We start from the raw sequence: 23,373 nt of genomic DNA, 5'->3' as shown, positions 1-23,373 counted from the left end.
TCAGGATGGGCAACTACTTTATTGTGTCTTTTGTGCGCAATGAGTAGATGTAATAAGTTGATTCGATAAGAAGTATGGGATTTAACAGCGCGAGATATCGCGCTGTTAAAGGCAGGTCGATTTTATTATTTTGATGTTGGCTTCAACCACTCTTTCACCGGCAGGAAATCGCGGTACAAGGCGGCTTCGGGGGAATCGGCTTCTGGCTGATAATCGTATTCCCAGCGCACCAGCGGTGGCATCGACATCAAAATGGATTCGGTGCGACCGCCGGTTTGCAGGCCAAACAGCGTGCCGCGATCCCACACCAGATTGAACTCGACGTAGCGACCACGACGATAGAGCTGGAACTGGCGCTCGCGATCGCGCCACGGCAGCGCTTTGCGTCTGGCCACAATCGGCAGGTAGGCGTTGGCGAAACCGTTGCCGACTGCCTGCATGAAATCGAAGCAGTAATCGAAATCGGGCGTGTTCAGGTCGTCATAAAACAGGCCGCCGATGCCGCGCTGCTCGTCGCGATGCTTGAGGTAGAAGTAATCGTCGCACCACTTTTTGTAGCGCGGATAAACCTCCTCACCAAACGGCTGGCACAGATCGTGTGCGGTTTGATGCCAGTGCAGCGCATCCTGTTCGAAGCCGTAATATGGCGTGAGATCGAAACCACCGCCAAACCACCACACCGGATCGGCGCCCGGTTTTTCCGCGATAAAGAAGCGCACGTTGGCGTGGCTGGTTGGCACGTAAGGATTGGATGGATGCACCACCAGCGACACGCCCATCGCTTCAAAGCTGCGGCCAGCCAGTTCGGGACGATGCGCGGTGGCGGATGCGGGCATTTGATCGCCGTGCACGTGCGAGAAGTTTACGCCGGCCTGTTCAAATACCGCGCCATCACGCAATACGCGACTGCGTCCGCCGCCGCCGCCGGGACGTTGCCACTCATCTTCGGCAAAGCTCGCCTTGCCATCTTCCGCCGCTAATTGGGCGCAAATATCATCTTGCAGCGCCAGCAAAAAGGCTTTGACGCGGGAAATATCGGGATTGCTCATCAGTCACTCGTTCCGGAAATTTGCCGCGATTCTACCACAGGATGAAGGCTATGCTTCGCGACGATCGACCTCATCGAAGTAGCGGGCGATGCCGTCGGCAATGGCGCTGGCAATTTTCTGGCGGAACGCCTGCGTGCCAAGCAGCTGCTCTTCACGCGGATTGGTAATGAAGGAGGTTTCCACCAGCACCGAAGGAATCGACGGCGATTTCAGCACCGCAAATGCAGCCTGTTCGGTGTGCTGGCTGTGCAGATGATGCACCGGGCGAATCTGATCGAGGACGTGTTTACCCAGCGTCAGGCTGTTGCGAATGGTATCGGTCTGCACCAGATCGAACAGAATCTGGTTGAGGTAATGATCTTTATCCTGCACCTCAGCGCCGCCCACTTTGTCGGCATCGTTTTCACGCTGCGAAAGGTAACGCGCCATCGCGCTGCTGGCACCGCGATTGGAAAGGGCAAACACCGATGCGCCGTTAGCATCCGGGCTGGTGTAGCCATCGGCGTGAATCGACATAAACAGGTTAGCGCCGTGCTGGTGGGCGATTTCGACGCGCTGATAGAGCGGAATAAAGTGGTCGCTGTCGCGCGTCAGGCGCACTTCGATGCGTGGATGCGATTGCAGCAGCGTCTTTACGGTATTGGCGATCGCCAGCACAATGTGTTTCTCTTCCGAGCCCTCTTCGCCGACGGCGCCGGAATCGATGCCGCCGTGGCCGGGATCGATCATCACGATGCGTTTGCCGTTGCTGGCAGGTTTCGGTGGCGTATGACGCGGACTAACGCGCAAATCGCTGTTCTGTTCTTTGGCCTGCACCGCACGCGGTGATAACACCGCCAGCGCTAAACCGGAAAGTATCAGTTGGCGACGATTGGTAAGGCGCTTAAGCAGTGAAATCTTCTTCATTTACGGGTCCATGGCAGGTAAATCCTGCCCCGTGTTATAGCGTAACAATTGCCAGGCGGCGACCTCGCAACTATTTCAAGTGTTTACTTTCTATTGCAACGCACTAACAACGATGTCGCGCTTTTTTTGCTCCGTTGTCACGCGTGAGGGTTGCGCCTGGCAAAGAATGCGTGATAATCAGCGAATTGTGCCTAACAGCAGGGTAACGTCGATGGAAATCCGTTCTTTCCGCCAGGAAGATTTTGAAGAAGTGATCACGCTCTGGGAGCGTTGCGATTTGTTACGCCCATGGAACGATCCGGAGCTGGACATTGAACGCAAAATGAACCACGACGCGGAACTGTTTCTGGTCGCGGAAGTCGGTGGCGAAGTGGTCGGTACGGTGATGGGCGGCTACGACGGCCATCGCGGCTCCGTCTACTATCTGGCGGTGCATCCTGATTATCAGGGCCGTGGCTTTGCCAATGCGTTGATGAATCGTCTTGAGAAGAAGCTGATTGCGCGCGGTTGCCCAAAAATCAATTTGATGGTGCGCGAAGAGAACGATCAGGTGGTGGCGTTTTACGAAAAGCTCGAATACGAGCCGGTGGACTCGCTGCTGCTGGGCAAGCGTTTGATTGAAGATCGCGAGTATTGAGGGTCGGTTTGAAATACCTTCCCGAAGAGTACGATGCGAAAGGGCAGCTGCGGCTGCCGTTTCTTTTCTGGCTGATCCTGTTATTGCAGGCGCGCACCTGGCTGCTGCTGGTGATGGCGGGCGCATCACGCCAGCAGGGCAATGATTTGCTGGCGCTGTTCTATCCCGACCGCCAAAGCTTCTGGCTGGGGCTGGCGTTAGGCATTCCGGCGGCTATCGGCTTATTGCTGACCGGCTATCGCCAGCGCTGGCCGCGCCTGTGGCAAAGCTGGCGTCATGTATTGAGCGCATCGCTATTTGTCAGCCTGCTGTGGCAGGGTTCCAGCCTGCTGCAAGGCGCCTTTCCCGACTCGCCGCTGCCGCTGTTATTGACGCTGTTTGACCTGCTGGCGTTGTTCTGGCTGCAAACGCAACCTCGCCTGCGCGACTGCTTTCTGCCGGAACATCAGCAGGTCGAATAAACTTTTTGCCGGTTTGTGACTCCAACAGGCACGCCAATCGGCTTAGCAGATCAAGGAGTTTTCATGAAAGTTGTTCGTCACGCACTGCTGGTTAGCAGCATGGTTCTGGCCGGCTGCGCCAGTTCGGGTTCCTCTGGCAGCGCGAGCGATAGCGAAAGCCATTGGTACAATCCGCTTAGCTATCACTGGTCGGCGCTCAATCCACTCGGCTGGTTTGGTGGATCGCTGGAGGTCACAGAGCAAGGCGTTGCGGGCCTGACGAGCACCACTTCAATGTCGGAAGACGCCATCCATAAAGCGCTGAACGGCGATTACAAACTGCGTCAGGGCATGCGCACGCAGAATGGTCAGGTGGTGGATTTCTGGCAGGCGCTGGATGGCGACAACGTTAAATTGGTGATTAACGGCAGCAGCAGCGTGGAGCGCATCGAAGTGCAGGATGCCGATGCCAAAGCGGCGGACGGCAGCAAGATCGGCGATCTGTTCAGCGACAAGTTCAGCAAAGCCTTTAACAACTGCAAAATGGCCACCGGTCTTGATGCACGCGATGTTGAGTGCCGTGCGCCGGGCAGCCAGCACATCTCCTACATTTACAGCGGTGAATGGCATGGCCCGGAAGGCTTGATGCCGTCGGACGATACCCTGAAAAGCTGGAAAATCAGCAAGATCGTTTGGCAGCGTTAAACCAGATAAAACTTGCTTAAAAACCCGCTCAAAGAGTGTGGCTTTCCGGTATGATGCGGGCGAAAAAATATCGTCTAACCTTCATGCCGGAGAGCATAGCAATGTCTCAGTTTCAGAGCGGGATCCTGTTGGAGCACCGCCGTTTCGCCATTTGGCTCGAAGCCCGCGTCATGGGCGATCTTGACGCGCTGCGCCAGGGCAGCAAATTCTTCTTACAGCAGCTTGCAGCGCTGCAGACGCAATTCAGTGATGCCGGATTGGGCGCGGTGATCGCCTTTGGTGATGCGCTGTGGCGCGATCTGCAAGGCAACGCTTCTGCACCTGAACTCAAAGCTTTCGCCGCGCTTGGTAAAGGCATTGCGCCTGCCACGCAGCGCGATTTGCTGATCCATATTCAATCTCAACGACACGACGTGAACTTCGCGCTGGCTCAGGCGGCACTTAGCGCCTTTGCCGCTGCGGTCAATATCGAAGAAGAGACGCACGGTTTCCGCTGGATTGAAAATCGCGATCTGTCGGGCTTCGTTGATGGCACGGAAAATCCGCAGGGCGAAGCGCGCAAGGAGGTAGCGATTATCAGCGCAGGCGCGGATGCGGGCGGCAGCTATGTGTTTACCCAGCGCTGGGAGCACAACCTTAAGCTTTGGAACCGCATGGCGGTGGAGAAACAGGAAGCGATTATTGGCCGTACTAAAGAGACGGATGAAGAGTTGCCGGGCGATCAGCGTCCTGCGACATCGCATCTCAGCCGTGTCGATCTGAAAGAAGAGGGCAAAGGGCTAAAGATTCTGCGCCAGAGCCTGCCATACGGCAGCGCCAGTGGCACGCATGGGCTGTACTTCATCTCTTACTGTCATCGTCTCTACAATATTGAGCAGCAATTGCTGAGCATGTTCGGCGAGCGCGACGGCAAGATGGACGCCATGCTGCGCTTCACCAAACCGGTTAGCGGCAGCTACTTTTTTGCGCCGTCGCTGGATGCTTTGCAAGCGCTGTAACCTCTATGTATTAAGGTCAACCTGGCGCGATTCATCGCGCCGCTACGGATATCAGCCCTTATTTGTCGCGGCGCCATTTATTGCGCAATGAATCGCTTAATGCCGATTTACATTTCCATTCGCCGCATAAACTCTCCCGCCGTCTTATGCCTTTTTAGACTTTGAAATCCCTAAACGATATATAAAACCGTTACAGCTTTCCCCTGAGTTATAAATACACTGACAGCATCTAATGGCATTGGCTTAACTGTCGTCTTTCAGGGTGCAGCATGACACTTCCGATTTCGAAAAAATGGCTTGGCGGTATCGCGCTGTCGTGTGCTTTAGCCGGTGCGGCGCAAGCGACCGAGTTGCTGAATAGCTCTTACGACGTTTCGCGCGAACTGTTCGTTGCCCTGAATGCACCCTTTGAAAAACAGTGGGACGCTGCCCATCCTAATGACAAGCTGACCATCAAGCAGTCGCACGCCGGTTCTTCTAAGCAGGCGCTGGCGATTCTGCAAGGGCTGCGCGCCGATGTGGTGACCTACAATCAGGTGACCGATGTGCAGGTGCTGCACGACAAAGGCCAACTGATTCCCGCTGACTGGCAACAACGTCTGCCAAACAGCAGCTCACCGTTTTACTCCACCATGGCGTTTCTGGTGCGTAAAGGTAACCCAAAGCAGATTCACAGCTGGGCCGATCTGGCGCGCGATAACGTGAAGCTGATTTTCCCTAACCCAAAAACCTCGGGTAACGGCCGTTACACTTATCTCGCCGCGTGGGGCGCTGCCGATCAGGCGGATGGCAAAGATAAAGCCAAAACTGAAGCCTTTATGGCGAAGTTCCTCAAGAACGTGGAAGTGTTTGATACCGGCGGTCGCGGTGCGACCACCACCTTTGCCGAGCGCGGTCTGGGCGATGTGCTGATCAGCTTTGAATCGGAAGTGAATAACATCCGTAATCAGTACGGCAAAGACGACTACGAAGTGATCGTGCCAAAAACCAATATTCTGGCGGAGTTCCCGGTGGCGTGGGTCGACAAAAATGTCGAGCACAACGGCACCGCAGACGCGGCCAAAGCCTATCTGAATTATCTCTACACGCCCGAAGCACAGAAAATCATCACCACTTACTACTATCGCGTGAATAACCCGCAGCTGATGGCGGAGCAGAAAGATCGCTTCCCGCAGACAGAACTGTTCAACGTCAAAGACGCCTTTGGCGGCTGGGATAACGTGATGAAAGTCCATTTTGCCAATGATGGCGAGCTGGACAAATTACTGGCAGCGGGGCGCGGTTAATGTTCGCGCTCGCTCAAAAACGTGTTTTGCCGGGCTTTGGATTGAGCCTCGGCACCAGCTTACTCTTCACCTGTCTGATTCTGCTGCTGCCGATCAGCGCGCTGCTGATGCAGCTGTCGCAGATGACGCTGGCGCAATATTGGGCGGTGATTAGCCATCCACAGCTGATCGCCGCGTATAAAGTGACGATTCTGGCGGCGGGCGTGGCCTCGCTGTTCAACGCCGTATTCGGCATGCTGATGGCGTGGATTTTGACGCGTTATCGCTTCCCCGGCCGCACGCTGCTGGATGGTTTGATGGATCTGCCGTTTGCGCTGCCGACTGCGGTGGCAGGTTTAACGCTGGCGGGCCTGTTCTCGGTCAACGGCTGGTACGGTCAGTGGCTGGCGCATTTTGATATCAAAGTCTCTTACACCTGGCTCGGCATCGCTGTGGCGATGGCCTTTACCAGCATTCCGTTTGTGGTGCGTACCGTGCAGCCGGTGCTGGAAGAGTTAGGTCCGGAATATGAAGAAGCCGCGGAAACGCTGGGCGCAACGCGCTGGCAGAGCTTCCGTCGCGTGGTGCTGCCAGAAGTGGCGCCGGCATTGCTTGCCGGCACTGCGCTGTCGTTTACCCGCAGCATCGGTGAGTTTGGCGCGGTAATCTTTATCGCCGGCAACATCGCCTGGAAAACGGAAGTGACCTCGCTGATGATTTTCGTGCGTCTGCAGGAGTTTGATTATCCGGCGGCGAGTGCCATCGCCTCGGTGATCATGGCGGCTTCTTTGCTGCTGCTGTTCGCGATTAACACCTTGCAGAGCCGCTTTGGCCGTCGCTTAGGAGGCCACTGATGGCGGAGATTTCACACATCAATCACGCCGACCGCCAGCCAATCAACTGGGGCAAGTGGCTGCTGATTGGCATCGGTGCGCTAGTTTCCATCCTGCTGCTGGTGGTGCCGATGGTTTCCATCTTCTGGGAAGCGCTTAACCAGGGTTTGGTTGCCTCGCTGAGTAACCTGAAAGATGGCGACATGCTGCACGCCATCTGGCTGACCCTTTTAGTGGCGCTAATTACCGTACCGGTCAATATGGTGTTCGGTACGCTGCTGGCGTGGCTGGTGACGCGCTTCACCTTTCCCGGCCGCCAGCTGCTGTTGACGCTGTTTGATATCCCGTTTGCGGTGTCGCCGGTGGTTGCCGGGTTGATGTATCTGCTGTTCTGGGGCGTCAACGGTCCTGCCGGTGGCTGGCTGGATGCGCATAATATTCAGATTATGTTCTCCTGGCCGGGCATGGTGCTGGCCACCATCTTCGTTACCTGTCCTTTTGTGGTGCGTGAGTTGGTGCCGGTGATGCTGAGCCAGGGCAGTCACGAAGATGAAGCGGCGGTGTTGCTCGGCGCATCCGGCTGGCAGATGTTCCGCCGCGTGACGTTGCCGAATATCCGCTGGGCGCTGATGTACGGCGTGGTGCTAACCAACGCACGTGCGATTGGCGAATTTGGTGCGGTCTCGGTGGTTTCGGGATCAATTCGCGGCGAAACCTATACCTTGCCGCTTCAGGTTGAATTACTGCATCAGGATTACAACACCGTGGGCGCCTTTACTGCCGCCGCGCTGCTGACCCTGATGGCAATCGTAACGCTGTTTCTGAAAAGCGTGGTGCAGTGGCGATTAGAGCATCAGCAGAAGCGCCTACAGGAGGAAAATCATGAGCATTGAGATTAAACAAATCAACAAATCGTTTGACCGCACGTCGGTTCTTAACGACATCTCTCTGGATATTCCTTCCGGCAAGATGGTGGGGCTGCTGGGGCCATCCGGTTCCGGTAAAACCACGCTGCTCCGTATCATCGCTGGGCTGGAACATCAGAATAGCGGACAGATCCATTTCAATGGCAAAGACGTCAGCCGCATCCATGCGCGCGATCGTCAGGTGGGCTTTGTGTTCCAGCACTACGCGCTGTTCCGCCACATGACGGTGTTCGACAATATCGCCTTTGGCCTTACCGTTCTGCCACGTCGCGAACGTCCAGGTGCTGCTGAGATCAAACAGCGCGTTACGCGTCTGCTTGAGATGGTACAACTTTCCCATCTGGGCAACCGCTTCCCGGCGCAGTTGTCGGGTGGACAGAAGCAGCGTGTAGCGCTGGCGCGTGCACTGGCGGTAGAACCGCAAATCCTGCTGCTGGATGAGCCGTTTGGCGCGTTGGATGCGCAGGTGCGTAAAGAGTTGCGTCGCTGGCTGCGTCAGTTGCATGAAGAGTTGAAATTCACCAGCGTATTCGTGACCCACGACCAGGAAGAAGCGATGGAAGTGGCGGACACCGTGGTGGTGATGAGCCAGGGCAACATCGAACAGGTTGGCACGCCAGATGACGTATGGCGCGATCCATCGACGCGCTTTGTGCTGGAATTCCTTGGCGAAGTGAATCGCTTTACAGGCGAAGTACATGGCTCTCAGTTCCATGTGGCCGCGCATCGCTGGCCGCTGGGCTACACGCCTGCGCATCAGGGCGAAGTTGAACTGTTCCTGCGTCCGTGGGAAATCGATATTTCACGCCAGAGCAGCCTGGAAACGCCTTTGCCGGTGCAGGTGCTGGAGATCAGCCCGCGCGGCCACTTCTGGCAGTTGGTCGTTCAGCCGAGCGGCTGGCAGGGCGAGGTGTTCTCCGTGGTGTTCGACGGCGATCACCATGCGCCGATGCGTGGTGAACGCCTGTTCGTTGGCCTGCAACAGGCGCGAATTTACCATGGCACTACGCCGCTGCGCCCGGTTGCCTTTGCCGAGAGCGCCTGATATTTTTGACACTCCTTCGGGCGGGACTTTCCCGCCCGTTTTATTTGCCCCTCTTTCGTCTGGAATTAAACCGTGACCACACTGGAAAATACCATCGGCAATACGCCGTTGATAAAGTTGCAGCGGCTGACGCCTGATAACGGCAGCGAGATCTGGCTAAAGCTGGAAGGCAACAATCCAGCCGGTTCCGTCAAAGATCGTGCGGCCTGGTCGATGATTCATCAGGCGGAGTTGCGCGGTGACATCAAACCGGGCGATACCTTAATTGAAGCCACCAGCGGCAACACCGGCATTGCGCTGGCGATGATCACCGCGATGAAGGGCTACAAGCTGCGCCTGCTGATGCCCGATAACATGAGCCAGGAACGCCAGGATGCGATGCGCGCCTACGGCGCTGAATTGCTGCTGGTATCGCGCGAGCAGGGCATGGAAGGGGCACGCGATTTGGCACAGGCGATGGCCGATCGCGGCGAAGGACGCGTGCTGGATCAGTTCAACAATCCCGATAATCCGCTGGGCCACTATCTCACCACGGGCCCGGAAATCTGGCAGCAAAGCGCTGGCCGCATGACGCATTTTGTCTCCAGCATGGGCACCACCGGCACCATTACCGGCGTTGGGCGTTACCTGAAAGAGTTCGCGCCGGCGGTGCAGATAATTGGCCTGCAGCCGCAAGAGGGCAGCAGCATTCCCGGTATACGTCGCTGGCCTGAAGCCTATCTGCCCGGCATTTTCCGCCCGGAGTTAGTGGATGAGGTAATAGATATGGCGCAGCGCGAGGCGGAAGAGACCATGCGCGCGCTGGCGCAGCGTGAAGGGATCTTCTGTGGCGTCAGCTCTGGCGGTGCGGTGGCGGGCGCATTGCGTATCGCCACGGCGCAGCCAGGCAGCGTGGTGGTGGCGATTGTGTGCGATCGCGGCGACCGCTATCTCTCCACCGGCGTTTTCCACTGATCCCACTTTCCCACCGATGATTTGGCCTGCGCGTACTGTGATGGTGCGTCCAGGCCATTTTTGTCTATAGTCTTCGTAATAATCGTCTGACGTAAGCAACGTAAGGATCGCGTAAAACCGGCTGCGTTCGTTGTAGACTCAGGACAAAATAGCGGCAATTTACACGAGAGATAACGATGAAAATTCTGCTGGTTGATGATGATGTAGAACTTGGCACCATGTTGAGCCAATACCTGATTGCTGAAGGTTTTGAAACACAACTGGTTTTAACCGGTAGCGCCGGTGTGGAAGGCGCGTTATCGGGCAACTATACCGCAATGATTCTCGACATCATGCTGCCTGATATGAGCGGCATCGATGTTCTGCGCCAGGTGCGGCAGAACAGCCGGTTACCGGTGATTATGCTGACGGCGAAAGGCGACAATATTGATCGGGTGATCGGCCTGGAAATGGGTGCGGATGATTACATGCCGAAACCGTGCTATCCGCGTGAACTGGTGGCCCGTCTGCGCGCCGTGCTGCGTCGCTTTGAAGATCAGACTCCGCTGCCGGATAAGAAAGAGCTGCTACGCTGGGGCGATCTCAGCCTCAATCCCGCCACGCGTATCACCGAATGGCAGGGCAAAGCGTTCGATCTGACGGCTTCAGAGTTTAACTTGCTGGATCTGCTGCTGCGTGCGCCGGATCGCGTGGTGTCGAAAGATGAGCTGTCGGAAAAAGGCCTTGGCCGTCCGCGCGAAGCTTACGATCGTAGCGTTGATGTGCATATCAGCAACATCCGTCAAAAGCTGGCTGCCTTAACCGCCGACAGCGTCAACATTGAAACTGTGCGCAGTATTGGTTATCGCATTCGATGAAACACAGCTATCGCGGCCGCATGTTCTGGAAGATTTTGCTGGGCTTCTGGATTGTGTTTGTCATCATCAGCCAACTGTTGTGGCTAGGCTTTACGCTCTCCGGTAATCGACATGAGCCGCCAGAGCTGGTGGCGATTCGGCGTATCGTTAATCTGCAAATGGCGTCAGCGGTTTCAGTACTGGAGCGCGGTGGTCCCAGCTCGCTTGATGACATGATGGCCGACTGGGAACCGAACGATCGGCAATTCTTCTCGGTGATCCAGCACGAAAAGCCCGCTGCGACGCCCAACAATGCGCCGCCAGAAAGCATCAACGAACCCTTTCAGGGACCGTTTCCTGATGTGATTGTGCGCTGGGTAAAAGGGCAGGATGGCAAACAGTACGAGCTGCGTTACGACGTTAAAGGTCTGCGCGAAGACAGCTCAATGGGCGGCGGCCGCCCGCGCCGCATCCTGAATATCCCCGAACCGATGTTTACCTTCGCTGGCGCATTGGGGCTGCTGTTTAGCCTGTTGCTGGCGTGGAACCTGACGCGACCAATGCGGCAGCTGCGTGAGGGCTTTGCGCGCGTCTCCAGCGGTGATTTGTCGGTACGGCTCTATCCGGTGATGCGCAAACGCCATGATGAGCTCTCGAACGTTGCGCAGGATTTTGATGCGATGGTCGAGCGCCTCGATACGCTGGTGAAAGCGCGCGAGGAGCTGCTGCATGATATCTCCCACGAGCTGCGTTCACCGCTGGCGCGCTTGCAGCTGGCGACAGGCCTGGCGCGGCAGACGCCGGAATCCGTCGAATCCTCGCTCAATCGCATTGATGAGGAAGCCCGACGCCTCGACAAGATGATTGGCGAGCTGCTGACGCTTTCGCGTGCTGAGCACGAAAGCATGCCGGGGGAACAATATTTCGACCTTACCGGCCTGCTGCATGCGGTGGTGACGGATGTGCGCTACGAAGCGCAGATTCCCGGCGTGATTGTCGATTTTCAGGTGGATGAGAATGCGGATTACACCGTTCACGGCAATGCGGAACTGATTCGTCGTGGTGTGGAGAATGTGCTGCGCAATGCGCTGCGATTCTCGCACAAAGGGCAGCACATCAATGTGCGGCTGCAGGCGGAAAATCAGTGGCTGGCAATTAGCGTGCGCGATCAAGGGCCGGGCGTGGACGATGAGAAGCTTTCGAGCATCTTCGATCCTTTTGTACGGGTTAATTCTCCGCTGATGGGCAAAGGCTACGGTTTGGGGCTATCGATTGTGCGTAAGGTGATTCTGGCGCATCACGGTGAAGTTCAGGCGGTAAATCGCCCGGAAGGTGGTCTGGAGTTAACGTTAAGGTTACCGCGCTGGAAGCAGGAATAAGGCTTAGTGCAGTCGGTCAGGACAACGGGGCAGATCGTAAAGACGGCATAAACCGTCCCTGGGCCTCGGCTCGCGCCTTCCCTGGCGCGAGACGCTTTACTCCTCTGCCCCGTCGTCCCGACCTCTTCCCGCATTGTGCGCGTTGAAAGATGCAAGAGTAGGGCAGACTGAAACAAAAAACGGCACCCTTTGGGTGCCGTTTTGCAATTCTCACGAATCAGCCGAAGCTTACTTTTTAATGCGGATAACCGGAGTCTCGCCCACAGTTACCTGACCGGAGAGTTTGATCAGGTCTTTAATCTCGTCCATGTTCGAGATTACAACCGGCGTCAGCGTGGATTTCGCTTTCTCTTCCAGCAGTGCCAGATCAAACTCGATCACCACGTCGCCTTTCTTAACCTTCTGGCCTTCTTCAGCGATGCGTTTGAAACCTTCACCTTTGAGCTCAACCGTGTCGATACCGAAGTGAACAAACAGTTCGATACCGTTATCAGACTCGATTGAAAATGCGTGGTTAGTTTCGAAAATCTTGCCGATAGTACCATCAACCGGTGCAACCATTTTGTTGCCGGTTGGTTTGATTGCGATACCGTCACCCACGATTTTCTCAGCGAATACCACATCAGGTACGTCTTCGATATTTACGATTTCGCCTGACAGAGGCGCAACGATATCAATAGTGCCTGACGCGCTCTCTGATTTTTCGCCAAAAAGTTTAGAAAACAAACCCATGATCTTCTCCTAAGCAGTAATTTGAGGCTAGCGTCCGTGGATCAGCAGAGCGTTTTTTCTTTAATGAACTTGTTGACCAAATTCATCAAATCATCCGCTGTTGGTTGATCCAGAGCCTGCTCCGCCAATGCCTTCGCATCTTCGAAATTAGTATTACGAATGATTTTCTTGATGCTTGGGATTGAAATGGCGCTCATGCTGAATTCGTCCAGCCCCATTCCCAGTAACAGTAGTGTAGCACGTTCATCACCAGCCAGCTCACCACACATGCCGGTCCATTTCCCTTCGGCATGTGATGCGTCGATCACTTGCTTAATGAGGCCAAGAACAGACGGCGTCATTGGGTTATAGAGGTGTGAAATCAAATCATTACCACGATCGACCGCCAGAGTATACTGCGTCAGGTCATTTGTCCCAATACTAAAGAAGTCGACTTCTTTCGCCAGATGGCGAGCAATCACTGCGGATGCTGGCGTTTCAACCATGATGCCGACTTCGATGGTCTCATCAAAGGATTTGCCTTCTTCACGCAGTTGCGCTTTCAACAGCTCCAGTTCGCCTTTCAGAATGCGAACTTCTTCTACTGAGATGATCATTGGGAACATGATGCGCAGTTTACCGAATGAGGATGCACGCAGAATCGCGCGCAGCTGCGCATGCAGAATCTCTTTACGGTCCATGGCGATACGAATCGCGCGCCAGCCGAGGAACGGGTTGTCTTCTTTCGGCAGGTTCATGTAAGGCAGATCTTTGTCGCCGCCGATGTCCATGGTACGCACGATAACCGCCTGCGAACCCACGGCTTCAGCCACGGCTTTATACGCCTGGAATTGTTCTTCTTCGGTTGGCAGTGAATCACGGTCCATAAACAGGAACTCGGTACGATACAGGCCAACACCTTCCGCACCGTTGCGTTCAGCACCGGCAACATCACGCACGGTACCGATGTTAGCGCAGACTTCAACCTGATGGCCGTCCAGCGTAATGGCTGGCAGATCTTTCAGTTTCGCCAGTTCATGCTTTTCAGACAGATATTGAGTCTGAATTGCTTTCAGTTCTTCCTGCACGTCATCAGTTGGATTGACGTAAATTTTGTTGTTCACGCCATCAATGATCAGGAAATCACCGTTTTTCACGGTGGCAGTCACGTTGCCGGTGCCGACAATCGCAGGCAGCTCAAGCGAACGCGCCATGATCGAGGTGTGAGATGTACGCCCACCCAGATCGGTAATAAAGCCCAGCACCTTTTTCAGGTTCAGCTGTGCGGTTTCTGACGGCGTTAAATCTTTCGCCACCAGAATAGATTCGTCAGCAATCGCACTCAGGTCGACAATGTGCAGACCGAGAATGTTCTGCAGCAGACGCTTACCAATATCACGTACGTCAGCCGCACGCTCTTTCAGGTATTCGTCATCCAGCTCTTCCAGTGCAACGGCCTGGCCTTCAATCACGGTGTGAGCAGCGGCGTCCGCGGTAGCATGGTCTTTCTTGATGAGGTCGATGATTTCCTGCTCAAGCTCTTCGTCTTCGAGCAGCATGATGTGACCTTCAAAGATCGCCGCTTTCTCTTCACCGAAGGTTTCACCGGCTTTAATGCGAATGGCTTCGAGCTGTGAAGCAGCTTTGCTGCGTCCATCGAGGAAGCGCTGGACTTCCTGCTCAACCTGATCGTCAGTAATTTTTTTACGGCTGATGACGATCTCATCTTCCTTCAGCAAAAGTGCGTTGCCGAAAGCGATACCCGGTGATGCTAAAATGCCTGAAATCATAACCCTACCTTTTAATCACGATGGCTCATTGACCCGATGCGTCGCCACTGTCGCGGAGCAGTACTCTAAAGATGCAATAACGCGGACAGATTGTCCGCGATCAAGATATTTGCACTCAATGGGGCAAAGGGGTCGGTTTAGTTGCGAACTGAGCCGGTTACTCCAGCTCAGCCATCAGCTTGACCAGGTGCTCAACCGCTTGCTGCTCGTCTTCACCTTCAGCAGACAGCGTAACAACCGTACCTTGAGTCAGACCCAAAGTCTGCAGTTTAAACAGGCTTTTCGCGCTGGCAGATTTGCCATTAGAGGTCACATTGATTTCTGACTTAAAAGCCTTTGCTTCTTTGACGAACTGGGCTGCAGGACGAGTATGAAGGCCGTTAGGTGCGGTAATGGTAACTTCTTGCTGGAACATTCTATTTCCCCAACTTTATCAGGTTTGGTGTTATGGATCTAAAGTCTAGCCTGGAGCCGTAACTTTAGCCTGTGTAGGTGCGCTGGTATGGCTTTAAGCTCACCATAAAATGCGCTCGAATGAGTACGTCATTAACAGTGACAGATCAAAAACTGCACGAATGCGTCACTCTTCTCATTATGCCGTGATTCGCCGTTTCGCCAAATCAGTAAATCGATTCAGCTTGATCCACTTCAAAGGCGGATTAATTTCAGGCACCGAAATAATTGGAAGCTTAAATACCAGAGCCGCATCACTGAAAGCAATCTGTCGGGTGATAAAAGTGAGATCTGCACCACAAAAAAGCACCCATTCGGGTGCTTTTTTCGTCAGTTTCAGACTTTCAGCATCACTGCTGGAGTTCTTTCTCAGTGAAGAGATCGGCAAACAGCGCGGTACTTAAATAACGTTCGCCGGAGGAGGGCAGAATCACCACGATGTTCTTATTGGCGAAGGCTTCATCTTCTTGCAGCTTCAGCGCGGCAGCAACGGCAGCACCTGAAGAGATACCTGCTAAAATACCTTCTTCTTCCATCAGCTTACGGGCGGTGCTAATGGCTTCTTCATTGGTGATCGCCACTACGCGGTCGATCAATTCCAGATCAAGGTTGCCTGGAATGAAGCCGGCACCGATGCCCTGAATTTTATGTGGGCCTGGTTTGATCTCTTCACCCGCCAGTGCCTGAGCAATAACCGGTGAATCGGTTGGCTCAACGGCAACGGTAATCAACTCGGTCTTGCCTTTGGTATTCTTGATGTAGCGGCTCACGCCTGTCAGCGTACCGCCGGTGCCCACGCCCGCAATAAACACGTCCACTTCGCCGTCGGTGTCTTCCCAAATTTCTGGACCGGTGGTTTTTTCGTGGATTTCCGGGTTGGCTGGGTTGCTGAACTGCTGCAACAGCACATATTTGTCCGGATCGCTGGCGACAATCTCTTCCGCCTTCGCGATGGCACCTTTCATGCCTTTAGGACCTTCGGTTAGCACCAGGTTAGCTCCCAGCGCTTTCAGCAGCTTGCGGCGCTCAATTGACATGGTTTCTGGCATGGTTAGCGTCAGCTTGTAACCGCGCGCTGCGGCGACGTAAGCCAGCGCAATACCGGTGTTACCGCTGGTTGGTTCAACCAGCTCAACGCCCGGCTTCAAAATACCGCGTTTTTCCGCGTCCCAAATCATATTGGCACCGATACGGCATTTGATGCTGAAGCTCGGGTTGCGCGACTCGACCTTAGTCAGAATGCGGCCGTTACCGATGCGGTTCAGTCGAACCAGCGGCGTATGACCAATTGTCAGAGAGTTGTCTTCATAGATCTTACTCATAGCTCGTCCTTAACTGTATGAAATATTGGGAACCCTCAGAGCATACCTTTTCTAATGATGTGCGGAAGGAAAGAAATCGCATATCTATATAGCGCACAACCATAAGCCTTACGCAAAAATGCATAAGACGATTTAAAGCTTTAGCGGCGCGCATGTTGTGCATGATAACGATCCACCCACATGGCCGTTGCACCGCATACCGCAACCGGCAGAATCGCCAGATTGATAATCGGGATCATGGTGAACAGGCTAACCAGCGCACCAAATTGCATATTTGCGCTTTTGTGCTGGCGCAACGCCTGGCGCATCTGCTGGAAACTCACCTTGTGGTTATCAAATGGGTAGTCGCAATACTGCACGGACAGCATCCACGCACTGAATAAAAACCATAGAACGGGCGCCACCGTTTGTCCAAAGCCGGGGATAAAGTGCAGCAACAGCAAACCAAGCGCACGCGGCAAATAGTAGCCGAGCTTCTGAAACTCTCGCTTCATGATGCGCGGTATGTCTTTTATCAGGCCCACCCAACCGCTATCTGGTAATGGCGTTCCGGTCAATCGCCCTTCAAGCTGCTCGGCGAGCAAGCCACAGAAGGGCGCGGCAATCAGATTTGCCAGAGTCGAAAAGAAGTAACTGAATACCAACACAATCGAAATCACTGAGAGCGGCCATAGCAGATAACTCAGCCACTGCAGCCAGTCGGGGATATGTGACATTAAAGCCGGGATCCACTGCCCCAAGCGCTGAAACAACCAGATAAAGGCACCGCCAAGTAGCACGATGTTGATCAGTAGCGGCATGATGACATAGCGACGAATGCCGGGCAGGCGCACCAGTTTCCATCCTTCAGCGAAGTAGTGAACACCATTAAATGTTGAGACCGAATTTCCTGCGGGCATAGCGAGGCTTTCTCCTAAATATAGCGGCGCGACCATCATAACCTGGCTTTTTATCGGCTTCAGGCAGTGTTTGCGCGAAAAAACAGCAAAAAAGCGTGGGGCAGCTATCTAATTTGTCAGAAAATACTGCACAGACTTGCACTTGTTTAGCTGGGCAAATACAGTTAGAGGATAAAGTTTGCCGTGGTGGCAAGGTATTGGAACAACAGAGAATACAATGATGCAGGATTTGCGTCTGATATTAATCGTTGTTGGCGCGATCGCCATAATAGCGCTGCTACTTCATGGACTGTGGACCAGCCGTAAAGAGCGCTCCTCCGTGTTTCGTGATCGCCCGCACAAACGTCTGAAACAGCGCGAAGAAGCCGATGAAGATCAGCTGAGCGAAGAAGATGATGGCGTCGGCGAAGTCCGTGTACGTCGTCATCGTGATGCGGATGAAGAACCTGAATTCACTGCACGTCCAGCGAGCGCGCCGCGTGCCCCTGAACCTGTACGTCAACCGGCATCACGTCAGGCTGACCCATTATTAGGCGATCCGCTGCTGGATGACGAGCCAGACGTGCGTAAGCCGGCTGCGCCGCAAGCGCCAGTGGCGAAGCCAACGGCAACGCCTGCACCACTACCGATTCAGGCCGATCCTTTGCTGGATAACGAACCGCTTTCCGCGACTCAACCTGCACCTGAATTCCTCGCCGCAGAAGAGCCAGAATTCGAACCTGAAGCGCCAGTTGCACATCAACCAGAAGCGCCACAGCCAGCGGCTGCTGCGCCTGGCAGTAAAAAAGAGGCCGTATTAGTGCTGCACGTCGCTGCACATGCGGGCGGCGAACTGAACGGTGAAGCGCTGTTGCAGGGCATCCTGCAAGCCGGATTCCAGTTTGGTGAAATGAACATTTTCCATCGCCATCTCAGCCCAGCCGGTAGCGGTCCGGTGCTGTTTAGCCTGGCGAACATGGTGAAGCCGGGTTCATTCGATCCGGATCAAATGGGGAATTTCTCTACGCCTGGCGTCTCGATCTTCATGATGGTGCCGTCGTACGGCGATGCGAATCAGAACTTCAAGCTGATGCTGCAATCCGCGCAGCGTATCGCTGATGATGTAGGCGGCGTGGTGCTGGATGATGAGCGTCGCATGATGACGCCGCAGAAGCTGGAAACCTACAAAACGCGTATTCGCGAAGTTATCGGTTAATCGCCGCTAGCTGAGTCAAAACAAATATAACCCCCGCCTGTCGGGGGTTTTTTATCGGATAAGAGACTATGAAATCGGTTCAGGAGCAGATCACCGCGCTGCGCACCACGTTACGTCACCACGAATATCTCTACCACGTGATGGATACGCCGGAAATTCCGGATGCAGAGTATGACCGATTGATGGTTCAGCTGCGCGAGCTGGAAAGCGCACATCCTGATTTGATTACCCCTGATTCACCCACCCAACGCGTGGGCGCGGCACCGCTGGCCACTTTTGAGCAAGTGCGTCATGAAGTGCCGATGTTATCGCTGGACAACACCTTTGATGAAGCGGGCTTCCTTGCCTTTAATAAACGCGTGCAGGATCGCCTTAAAAGCACTGACGAATTGACTTACTGCTGCGAGCTCAAACTGGATGGTCTAGCCGTGAGCTTGCTGTATGAAGATGGCCTGCTGGTGCGTGCGGCGACACGCGGAGATGGCACCACCGGCGAGAACATCACGGCGAATGTGCGCACAATTCACGCCATTCCGCTGCGTCTGCATGGCGATAACATTCCCGCACGCGTTGAAGTGCGTGGCGAAGTGTTTATCACCGAAAGCGGTTTTGAAAAGCTGAATGAAGAAGCGCGTCGCACCGGCGCGAAAGTCTTTGCTAACCCACGCAACGCCGCCGCCGGTTCACTGCGCCAGCTCGATCCACGCATCACCGCTAAACGTCCACTGACCTTCTTCTGCTACGGCTTTGGCCTGCTGGAAGGCGGTGAAATGCCTGCCAGCCATTGGCAACGTCTGCAACAGTTTAAAGCGTGGGGATTGCCAGTCACCGATCGTATTCGTCTGGCTCACAGCGCTGATGAGGTGCTGGCGTTTTATCGTCAGATTGAGCAGGAGCGCCCGTCGCTTGGCTTCGATATCGATGGCGTGGTTATCAAGGTCGATTCTCAGGCGCTGCAGGAGCAGCTCGGCTTTGTGGCGCGTGCGCCGCGCTGGGCTGTGGCCTTTAAATTCCCGGCGCAGGAACAGATGACGTTCGTGCGCGATGTCGAATTCCAGGTGGGCCGCACCGGCGCGATTACGCCCGTCGCGCGTCTGGAGCCGGTTCAGGTTGCGGGCGTTGTGGTAAGTAATGCAACGCTGCACAACGCCGATGAAATTGCCCGACTGGGTTTGCGCATTGGCGACAAGGTGGTGATTCGCCGCGCTGGTGACGTGATTCCGCAAGTGGTCAACGTGGTGGAATCGGAGCGCCCGACAGAGACGCGTGAAATCGTCTTCCCAGGTCATTGCCCGGTGTGCGGTTCAGACGTTGAACGCGTGGAAGGTGAAGTCGTGACGCGCTGCACCGGCGGCCTGATTTGTGGCGCGCAGCGTAAAGAAGCGCTTAAACACTTCGTTTCGCGTCGTGCGATGGATGTCGATGGCATGGGCGATAAGATCATCGATCAGTTGGTGGAGAAAGAGTACGTCTTAACGCCAGCCGATCTGTTCCGCCTTACTGCCGGTAAGCTAACCGGACTCGATCGCATGGGCCCTAAATCGGCTCAGAACGTGGTTGATGCGCTGGAAAAGGCCAAATCCACCACGCTGGCACGTTTCCTCTATGCGCTGGGTATTCGCGAAGTGGGCGAAGCCACTGCCGCCAACCTTGCCAATCACTTTGGCGAGCTGGAAAAGGTGATGAACGCCGATCTCGATGCGCTGATTGAAGTGCAGGATGTCGGCAAAGTGGTAGCGACGCATGTGCGTAACTTTATGGATGAAGAGAGCAACCGCGCCGTTATTCGCGATCTTACTGAAGAGATTGGCGTGCACTGGCCGCAGGTTGAAGTGGTCAATGTCGAAGAAATTGATAGTCCATTTGCCGGTAAAACCGTGGTACTGACCGGCTCTCTGTCGCAGATGAATCGCGATGATGCCAAAGAGCGTCTGGTAGCGTTGGGCGCTAAAGTGAGCGGTAGCGTGTCGAAGAAAACCGATTTGCTGATTGCGGGTGAAGCGGCCGGTTCCAAGCTGGCGAAAGCGCAGGAGCTCGGCATTTCGGTGATCGACGAAGCGGAAATGATTCGCCTGCTCGGAGCGTAACGTGGATAAACAGCAACTGGTTGAAATCGCCAACACCGTGATGCCGTTCGGCAAGTACAAGGGCAGAGCGCTGATTGATGTGCCGGAGGAGTATTTGCTGTGGTTCGCTCGCAAAGATGAATTCCCGGCCGGTAAGTTAGGCGAATTGATGCAGCTGACGCTGACCATCAAGATCGAAGGGCTGGAAGGTTTAATCAAACCGCTCAAGCGCAATGAATAACAAAACGGCCCGCTTTTGCGGGCCGTAATATTTAGGACTTCTGCGCTTCTACTTGCTGCTGCGCCAGCTGTTTTTCATTGCCGGCTTTATAGCGCTGGGCAATGAAAGAACACACCATTAACTGCACCTGATGGAAAATCATCAGCGGCAGCACGATTATCCCCACGGAACTGGCTGGGAACAGGATGTTGGCCATCGGGACACCGTTCGCCAGACTCTTTTTCGAGCCACAGAACAGCACCACAATCTCGTCCGCACGGCTGAAGCCAAACAGGCGCGATGCCGCCAGGTTAATCGCCAGTGCGATAAACAGCACCAGCACGCTGCCAACCAGAATCCACAGCAAGGTATCCACGCCCACGCGATGCCAAATGCCGTTCACCACCGCTTCGCTGAAGGCGGAGTAAACCACCAGCAGAATCGAGGTTTGGTCGGTTTTACCAATCAGGCTGCGATGCTTCTCGACCCACGCGCCAATCCAGCGACGCGACAGATGTCCTAAAACAAACGGCACCAGCAGTTGCAGCATAATTTTGCCAATCTGCTCCAGACCGTTGCCCGGCATTTCGCTATGCACATTCATCACCAAATTCACCAGCAGCGGCGAGACAAATACGCCGAGCAGGCTGGAGGCTGAAGCCGCACAGACCGCAGCGGCGACGTTGCCGCCCGCCATTGAGGTGAAGGCGATTGAGGATTGCACGGTCGCTGGCAGAATACACAGATAGATAAAGCCGGTGTAAATCTCCGGGCTGACGTTAACCGGATGCCACCAGACAATCAGCAAACCAATAATCGGGAAAATCACAAAGGTGCTGCACATAATCCACAAGTGCAAACGCCAGTGGCTGCTGCCGGCAATGATCTTCTCGCGCGACAGTTTGGCGCCATGCATAAAGAACAGCAGGGCGATGGCGGCGGTGGTCAGATATTCGAAGATATCGACAAAGACGCCTTTGGCAGGAATAAAGCTGGCCAGCAGCACGGTAATGATGAGTTTAATCATCATCGGATCGAGGCGTAAAAATCCCATTGTTAAAATCCGGTTAAATTTAGAAAAATGATGGTGCTGATTGTGCGCCTGCTGGGTTTAGAAATAAAATTGATTTATTGCATCAATCTATGAGCGATATCGATGAATTACACCTTACGTCAGTTGCGTACCTTTGTCGCGGTGGCGCATCACGGCAGCTTCAGTCTGGCCGGCCAAGCGATTGGTTTAAGTCAGTCGGCGGTCAGCCATAGCATTAAAGAGCTGGAAGCGGAAATGGGCGTGCGCTTACTCGATCGCACTACGCGGGAAGTAATGCTGACCGAGGCGGGGCAGCAGCTGGCCACACGGCTTAATCGTCTGCTGGACGACCTCAATACCACCGTGTTGGATGTGCGCAGCTATGGCGAACAGCGCAGCGGCACGGTGCGTGTTGCCGCCAGCCAAACGCCTTCTGCCCATCTGATGCCGCAGTGCCTGGCCAGCAGCCAGCAGCGCTATCCGGATATCCGCGTCATCCTGCATGACCGCGTACAGCAATGGGTGCTGCAAAGCGTACGCAATGCGGAGGTTGATTTTGGCATTGTAATTGGCCCGCTCAACGACACTGATTTCGACAGCGAAGAGATTCTGCAGGAGCCTTTTTTACTGCTGTGTCATGAAGATGACGAGCTGGCGCAAATTGAACAGGCGCAATGGTCGATGCTGGCCGGACGCAATATGGTGCTACAGGATTATGCTTCCGGCAGTCGCGTGTTAGTTGATGCCGCGCTGCAACAGCTGGCGTTGAGTGTGCATGTGGTGCAGGAAATCGGTCATCCCGCTACGCTTTATCCGATGGTGGAAGCGGGAATTGGCATCAGCATTCTGCCTGCGCTGGCCTTGCCGTTGCCGTCAGGACGCAAACTCACGGTGCGGCGTCTTTATCCGGAAATTAATCGCAGCCTGATGCTGATAAAGCGCAAAAACCGCTCGCTGACACCCGCCGCAGAAGCGATCTGGCAGGAAGTGCGCCAGCAGGCAGCCCTGCTGACGCAACAACGCATGCTAAAGCCGGCGTTTTAAACGTACACGTTGATTTGATTGGTATCAGTTGGGCGGTTAATACCATCAGCTTTGGTGGCCGCAGGTTGCTGTGCTTCCTGTTTCTGTTGCGCTTTCTCAGCTTGCTGCTGCTCAATTTGCGCGATTTGCGCTTCAATCATTTGAATCTGTGATTGCAGCATCTGCTCCTGTTCAGACTTTTGCTCATCGGTGAGCGTATCGTCGCTGGAAAGATCTTTCAGCTGCTTAGTGATGGATTGAATCTGTTTATAGAGGCTGGCGATTTCTGAGGTAGAACCGCCGCCGCTACTTGCGGTGCTGACACTACCTACGCTGGATATAGACATGGTTTTCTCCTTGCAATAGACCATTATCGTTATCGGTCAGAGTATAAGGTGGCTTGAGGGCAGGGAATGTTAAACTTGCGAAAAGGGTTCGTTGGGATTTAGCGCATTAACCACAGATTTAACGCATAGCAAAAAGGCGCCTTTAGGGCGCCTTTCTACATTGGTGGGTCGTGCAGGATTCGAACCTGCGACCAATTGATTAAAAGTCAACTGCTCTACCAACTGAGCTAACGACCCGAAGTGGTGGGTGATGACGGGCTCGAACCGCCGACCCCCTCCTTGTAAGGGAGATGCTCTACCAACTGAGCTAATCACCCACTTCGGTACTGCTTAACAAGAGT

General features: G+C 54.6%; 24 protein-coding genes and 2 tRNA genes. 15 read left to right on the top strand and 11 right to left on the bottom strand.

What is annotated here, in order from left to right; translation table 11 throughout:
- Positions 1 to 125: 125 nt before the first annotated feature.
- Both hemF and amiA read right to left on the bottom strand, forming a co-directional pair.
- Positions 126 to 1,049 carry an oxygen-dependent coproporphyrinogen oxidase gene (gene hemF, locus K5Y33_RS09570; RefSeq protein ID WP_222233772.1) on the bottom strand — a complete coding sequence of 308 codons (924 nt, stop codon included), beginning with the start codon at positions 1,047 to 1,049 and terminating at the stop codon, positions 126 to 128.
- Positions 1,050 to 1,097: 48 nt separating this feature from the next.
- Positions 1,098 to 1,955, bottom strand: a complete 858-nt coding sequence (amiA, locus tag K5Y33_RS09565) for an N-acetylmuramoyl-L-alanine amidase AmiA (RefSeq protein ID WP_008107837.1) — start codon at positions 1,953 to 1,955, stop codon at positions 1,098 to 1,100.
- A gap of 211 nt (positions 1,956 to 2,166) precedes the next feature.
- Here amiA and K5Y33_RS09560 point away from each other — a divergent pair, with 211 nt between their 5' ends.
- The 11 genes from K5Y33_RS09560 (at position 2,167) to K5Y33_RS09510 (ending at position 11,973) form a co-directional block, all read left to right on the top strand.
- The gene (locus tag K5Y33_RS09560) at positions 2,167 to 2,592 is read left to right on the top strand and encodes a GNAT family acetyltransferase (protein ID WP_061717913.1); all 426 of its coding nucleotides are present in this window, start codon (positions 2,167 to 2,169) and stop codon (positions 2,590 to 2,592) included.
- 8 nt (positions 2,593 to 2,600) lie between these two features.
- Positions 2,601 to 3,053, top strand: a complete 453-nt coding sequence (locus K5Y33_RS09555) for a DUF2919 domain-containing protein (protein WP_255602661.1) — start codon at positions 2,601 to 2,603, stop codon at positions 3,051 to 3,053.
- A 63-nt stretch (positions 3,054 to 3,116) separates the two neighbouring features.
- On the top strand, positions 3,117 to 3,737 hold the full coding sequence (locus K5Y33_RS09550) for an RpoE-regulated lipoprotein (protein ID WP_210081293.1): 621 nt from the start codon (positions 3,117 to 3,119) through the stop codon (positions 3,735 to 3,737).
- A gap of 101 nt (positions 3,738 to 3,838) precedes the next feature.
- Positions 3,839 to 4,735: a Dyp-type peroxidase gene (locus K5Y33_RS09545; protein WP_222233771.1), complete on the top strand. Its 897-nt coding sequence runs from the start codon at positions 3,839 to 3,841 to the stop codon at positions 4,733 to 4,735.
- Positions 4,736 to 5,004: 269 nt separating this feature from the next.
- Positions 5,005 to 6,021: a sulfate ABC transporter substrate-binding protein gene (locus tag K5Y33_RS09540; protein ID WP_192233084.1), complete on the top strand. Its 1,017-nt coding sequence runs from the start codon at positions 5,005 to 5,007 to the stop codon at positions 6,019 to 6,021.
- The gene (cysT, locus tag K5Y33_RS09535) at positions 6,021 to 6,854 is read left to right on the top strand and encodes a sulfate/thiosulfate ABC transporter permease CysT (protein ID WP_064739484.1); all 834 of its coding nucleotides are present in this window, start codon (positions 6,021 to 6,023) and stop codon (positions 6,852 to 6,854) included. Before K5Y33_RS09540 ends, cysT begins: the two co-directional genes overlap by 1 nt.
- Positions 6,854 to 7,726 (top strand): sulfate/thiosulfate ABC transporter permease CysW, encoded by an 873-nt coding sequence (gene cysW / locus K5Y33_RS09530; RefSeq protein ID WP_101763571.1) that lies wholly within the window; start codon positions 6,854 to 6,856, stop codon positions 7,724 to 7,726. Before cysT ends, cysW begins: the two co-directional genes overlap by 1 nt.
- On the top strand, positions 7,716 to 8,804 hold the full coding sequence (gene cysA / locus K5Y33_RS09525) for a sulfate/thiosulfate ABC transporter ATP-binding protein CysA (RefSeq protein ID WP_101763572.1): 1,089 nt from the start codon (positions 7,716 to 7,718) through the stop codon (positions 8,802 to 8,804). The genes cysW and cysA overlap by 11 nt, the downstream gene beginning before the upstream one ends.
- 72 nt (positions 8,805 to 8,876) lie before the next feature.
- Positions 8,877 to 9,758: a cysteine synthase CysM gene (gene cysM / locus K5Y33_RS09520; RefSeq protein WP_222233770.1), complete on the top strand. Its 882-nt coding sequence runs from the start codon at positions 8,877 to 8,879 to the stop codon at positions 9,756 to 9,758.
- Between the two features lie 176 nt (positions 9,759 to 9,934).
- Entirely contained in the window at positions 9,935 to 10,615 is a 681-nt protein-coding gene (locus K5Y33_RS09515) for a response regulator transcription factor (protein ID WP_008107810.1), read from the top strand.
- Positions 10,612 to 11,973, top strand: a complete 1,362-nt coding sequence (locus K5Y33_RS09510) for an ATP-binding protein (RefSeq protein WP_101763574.1) — start codon at positions 10,612 to 10,614, stop codon at positions 11,971 to 11,973. Before K5Y33_RS09515 ends, K5Y33_RS09510 begins: the two co-directional genes overlap by 4 nt.
- A gap of 228 nt (positions 11,974 to 12,201) precedes the next feature.
- Here the strand turns inward: K5Y33_RS09510 and crr are convergent, their stop codons facing one another.
- From crr to cysZ, 5 genes are all read right to left on the bottom strand, one after another.
- The gene (gene crr / locus K5Y33_RS09505) at positions 12,202 to 12,705 is read right to left on the bottom strand and encodes a PTS glucose transporter subunit IIA (RefSeq protein ID WP_008107804.1); all 504 of its coding nucleotides are present in this window, start codon (positions 12,703 to 12,705) and stop codon (positions 12,202 to 12,204) included.
- Positions 12,706 to 12,746: 41 nt separating this feature from the next.
- On the bottom strand, positions 12,747 to 14,474 hold the full coding sequence (gene ptsI / locus K5Y33_RS09500; RefSeq protein WP_110866519.1) for a phosphoenolpyruvate-protein phosphotransferase PtsI: 1,728 nt from the start codon (positions 14,472 to 14,474) through the stop codon (positions 12,747 to 12,749).
- Between the two features lie 157 nt (positions 14,475 to 14,631).
- Positions 14,632 to 14,889, bottom strand: a complete 258-nt coding sequence (gene ptsH, locus K5Y33_RS09495) for a phosphocarrier protein Hpr (RefSeq protein ID WP_101763576.1) — start codon at positions 14,887 to 14,889, stop codon at positions 14,632 to 14,634.
- A 388-nt stretch (positions 14,890 to 15,277) separates the two neighbouring features.
- Entirely contained in the window at positions 15,278 to 16,249 is a 972-nt protein-coding gene (gene cysK, locus K5Y33_RS09490; RefSeq protein ID WP_222233769.1) for a cysteine synthase A, read from the bottom strand.
- A gap of 140 nt (positions 16,250 to 16,389) precedes the next feature.
- Entirely contained in the window at positions 16,390 to 17,148 is a 759-nt protein-coding gene (cysZ, locus tag K5Y33_RS09485) for a sulfate transporter CysZ (RefSeq protein WP_101763578.1), read from the bottom strand.
- Positions 17,149 to 17,365: 217 nt separating this feature from the next.
- Here cysZ and zipA point away from each other — a divergent pair, with 217 nt between their 5' ends.
- From zipA to K5Y33_RS09470, 3 genes are all read left to right on the top strand, one after another.
- On the top strand, positions 17,366 to 18,343 hold the full coding sequence (gene zipA, locus K5Y33_RS09480) for a cell division protein ZipA (RefSeq protein ID WP_222233768.1): 978 nt from the start codon (positions 17,366 to 17,368) through the stop codon (positions 18,341 to 18,343).
- A 68-nt stretch (positions 18,344 to 18,411) separates the two neighbouring features.
- On the top strand, positions 18,412 to 20,430 hold the full coding sequence (gene ligA, locus K5Y33_RS09475; RefSeq protein ID WP_222233767.1) for an NAD-dependent DNA ligase LigA: 2,019 nt from the start codon (positions 18,412 to 18,414) through the stop codon (positions 20,428 to 20,430).
- Position 20,431: 1 nt separating this feature from the next.
- A complete protein-coding gene (locus K5Y33_RS09470; protein ID WP_101763581.1) occupies positions 20,432 to 20,650 on the top strand; it encodes a DUF3820 family protein in 219 nt (72 codons plus the stop codon).
- Between the two features lie 31 nt (positions 20,651 to 20,681).
- Here K5Y33_RS09470 and K5Y33_RS09465 read toward each other — a convergent pair whose 3' ends face one another.
- Complete coding sequence (locus K5Y33_RS09465; RefSeq protein WP_222233766.1) at positions 20,682 to 21,683, bottom strand: bile acid:sodium symporter family protein; 1,002 nt, start codon at positions 21,681 to 21,683, stop codon at positions 20,682 to 20,684.
- A 102-nt stretch (positions 21,684 to 21,785) separates the two neighbouring features.
- On the opposite strand from K5Y33_RS09465, the gene K5Y33_RS09460 reads away from it, so the two are divergent.
- A complete protein-coding gene (locus K5Y33_RS09460; protein WP_101763583.1) occupies positions 21,786 to 22,706 on the top strand; it encodes a LysR family transcriptional regulator in 921 nt (306 codons plus the stop codon).
- On the opposite strand, the gene K5Y33_RS09455 is transcribed toward K5Y33_RS09460, so the two are convergent.
- From K5Y33_RS09455 to K5Y33_RS09445, 3 genes are all read right to left on the bottom strand, one after another.
- Positions 22,703 to 23,032, bottom strand: coding sequence for a FlxA-like family protein (locus K5Y33_RS09455; protein WP_101763584.1), 330 nt, complete (start codon positions 23,030 to 23,032; stop codon positions 22,703 to 22,705). The genes K5Y33_RS09460 and K5Y33_RS09455 overlap by 4 nt on opposite strands.
- Before the next feature lie 161 nt (positions 23,033 to 23,193).
- Positions 23,194 to 23,269, bottom strand: a tRNA-Lys gene (locus K5Y33_RS09450).
- Positions 23,270 to 23,273: 4 nt separating this feature from the next.
- Positions 23,274 to 23,349 (bottom strand) — tRNA-Val (locus K5Y33_RS09445).
- Between the last annotated feature and the right edge of the window lie 24 nt (positions 23,350 to 23,373).

Source organism: Pantoea sp. DY-17 (assembly GCF_019795975.1).
In the GTDB taxonomy this organism is placed as follows: Bacteria; Pseudomonadota; Gammaproteobacteria; order Enterobacterales; family Enterobacteriaceae; genus Pantoea; species Pantoea leporis.
Note: the sequence above shows the minus strand (reverse complement) of the source record. Positions and strands in the feature narration are given on the sequence as shown.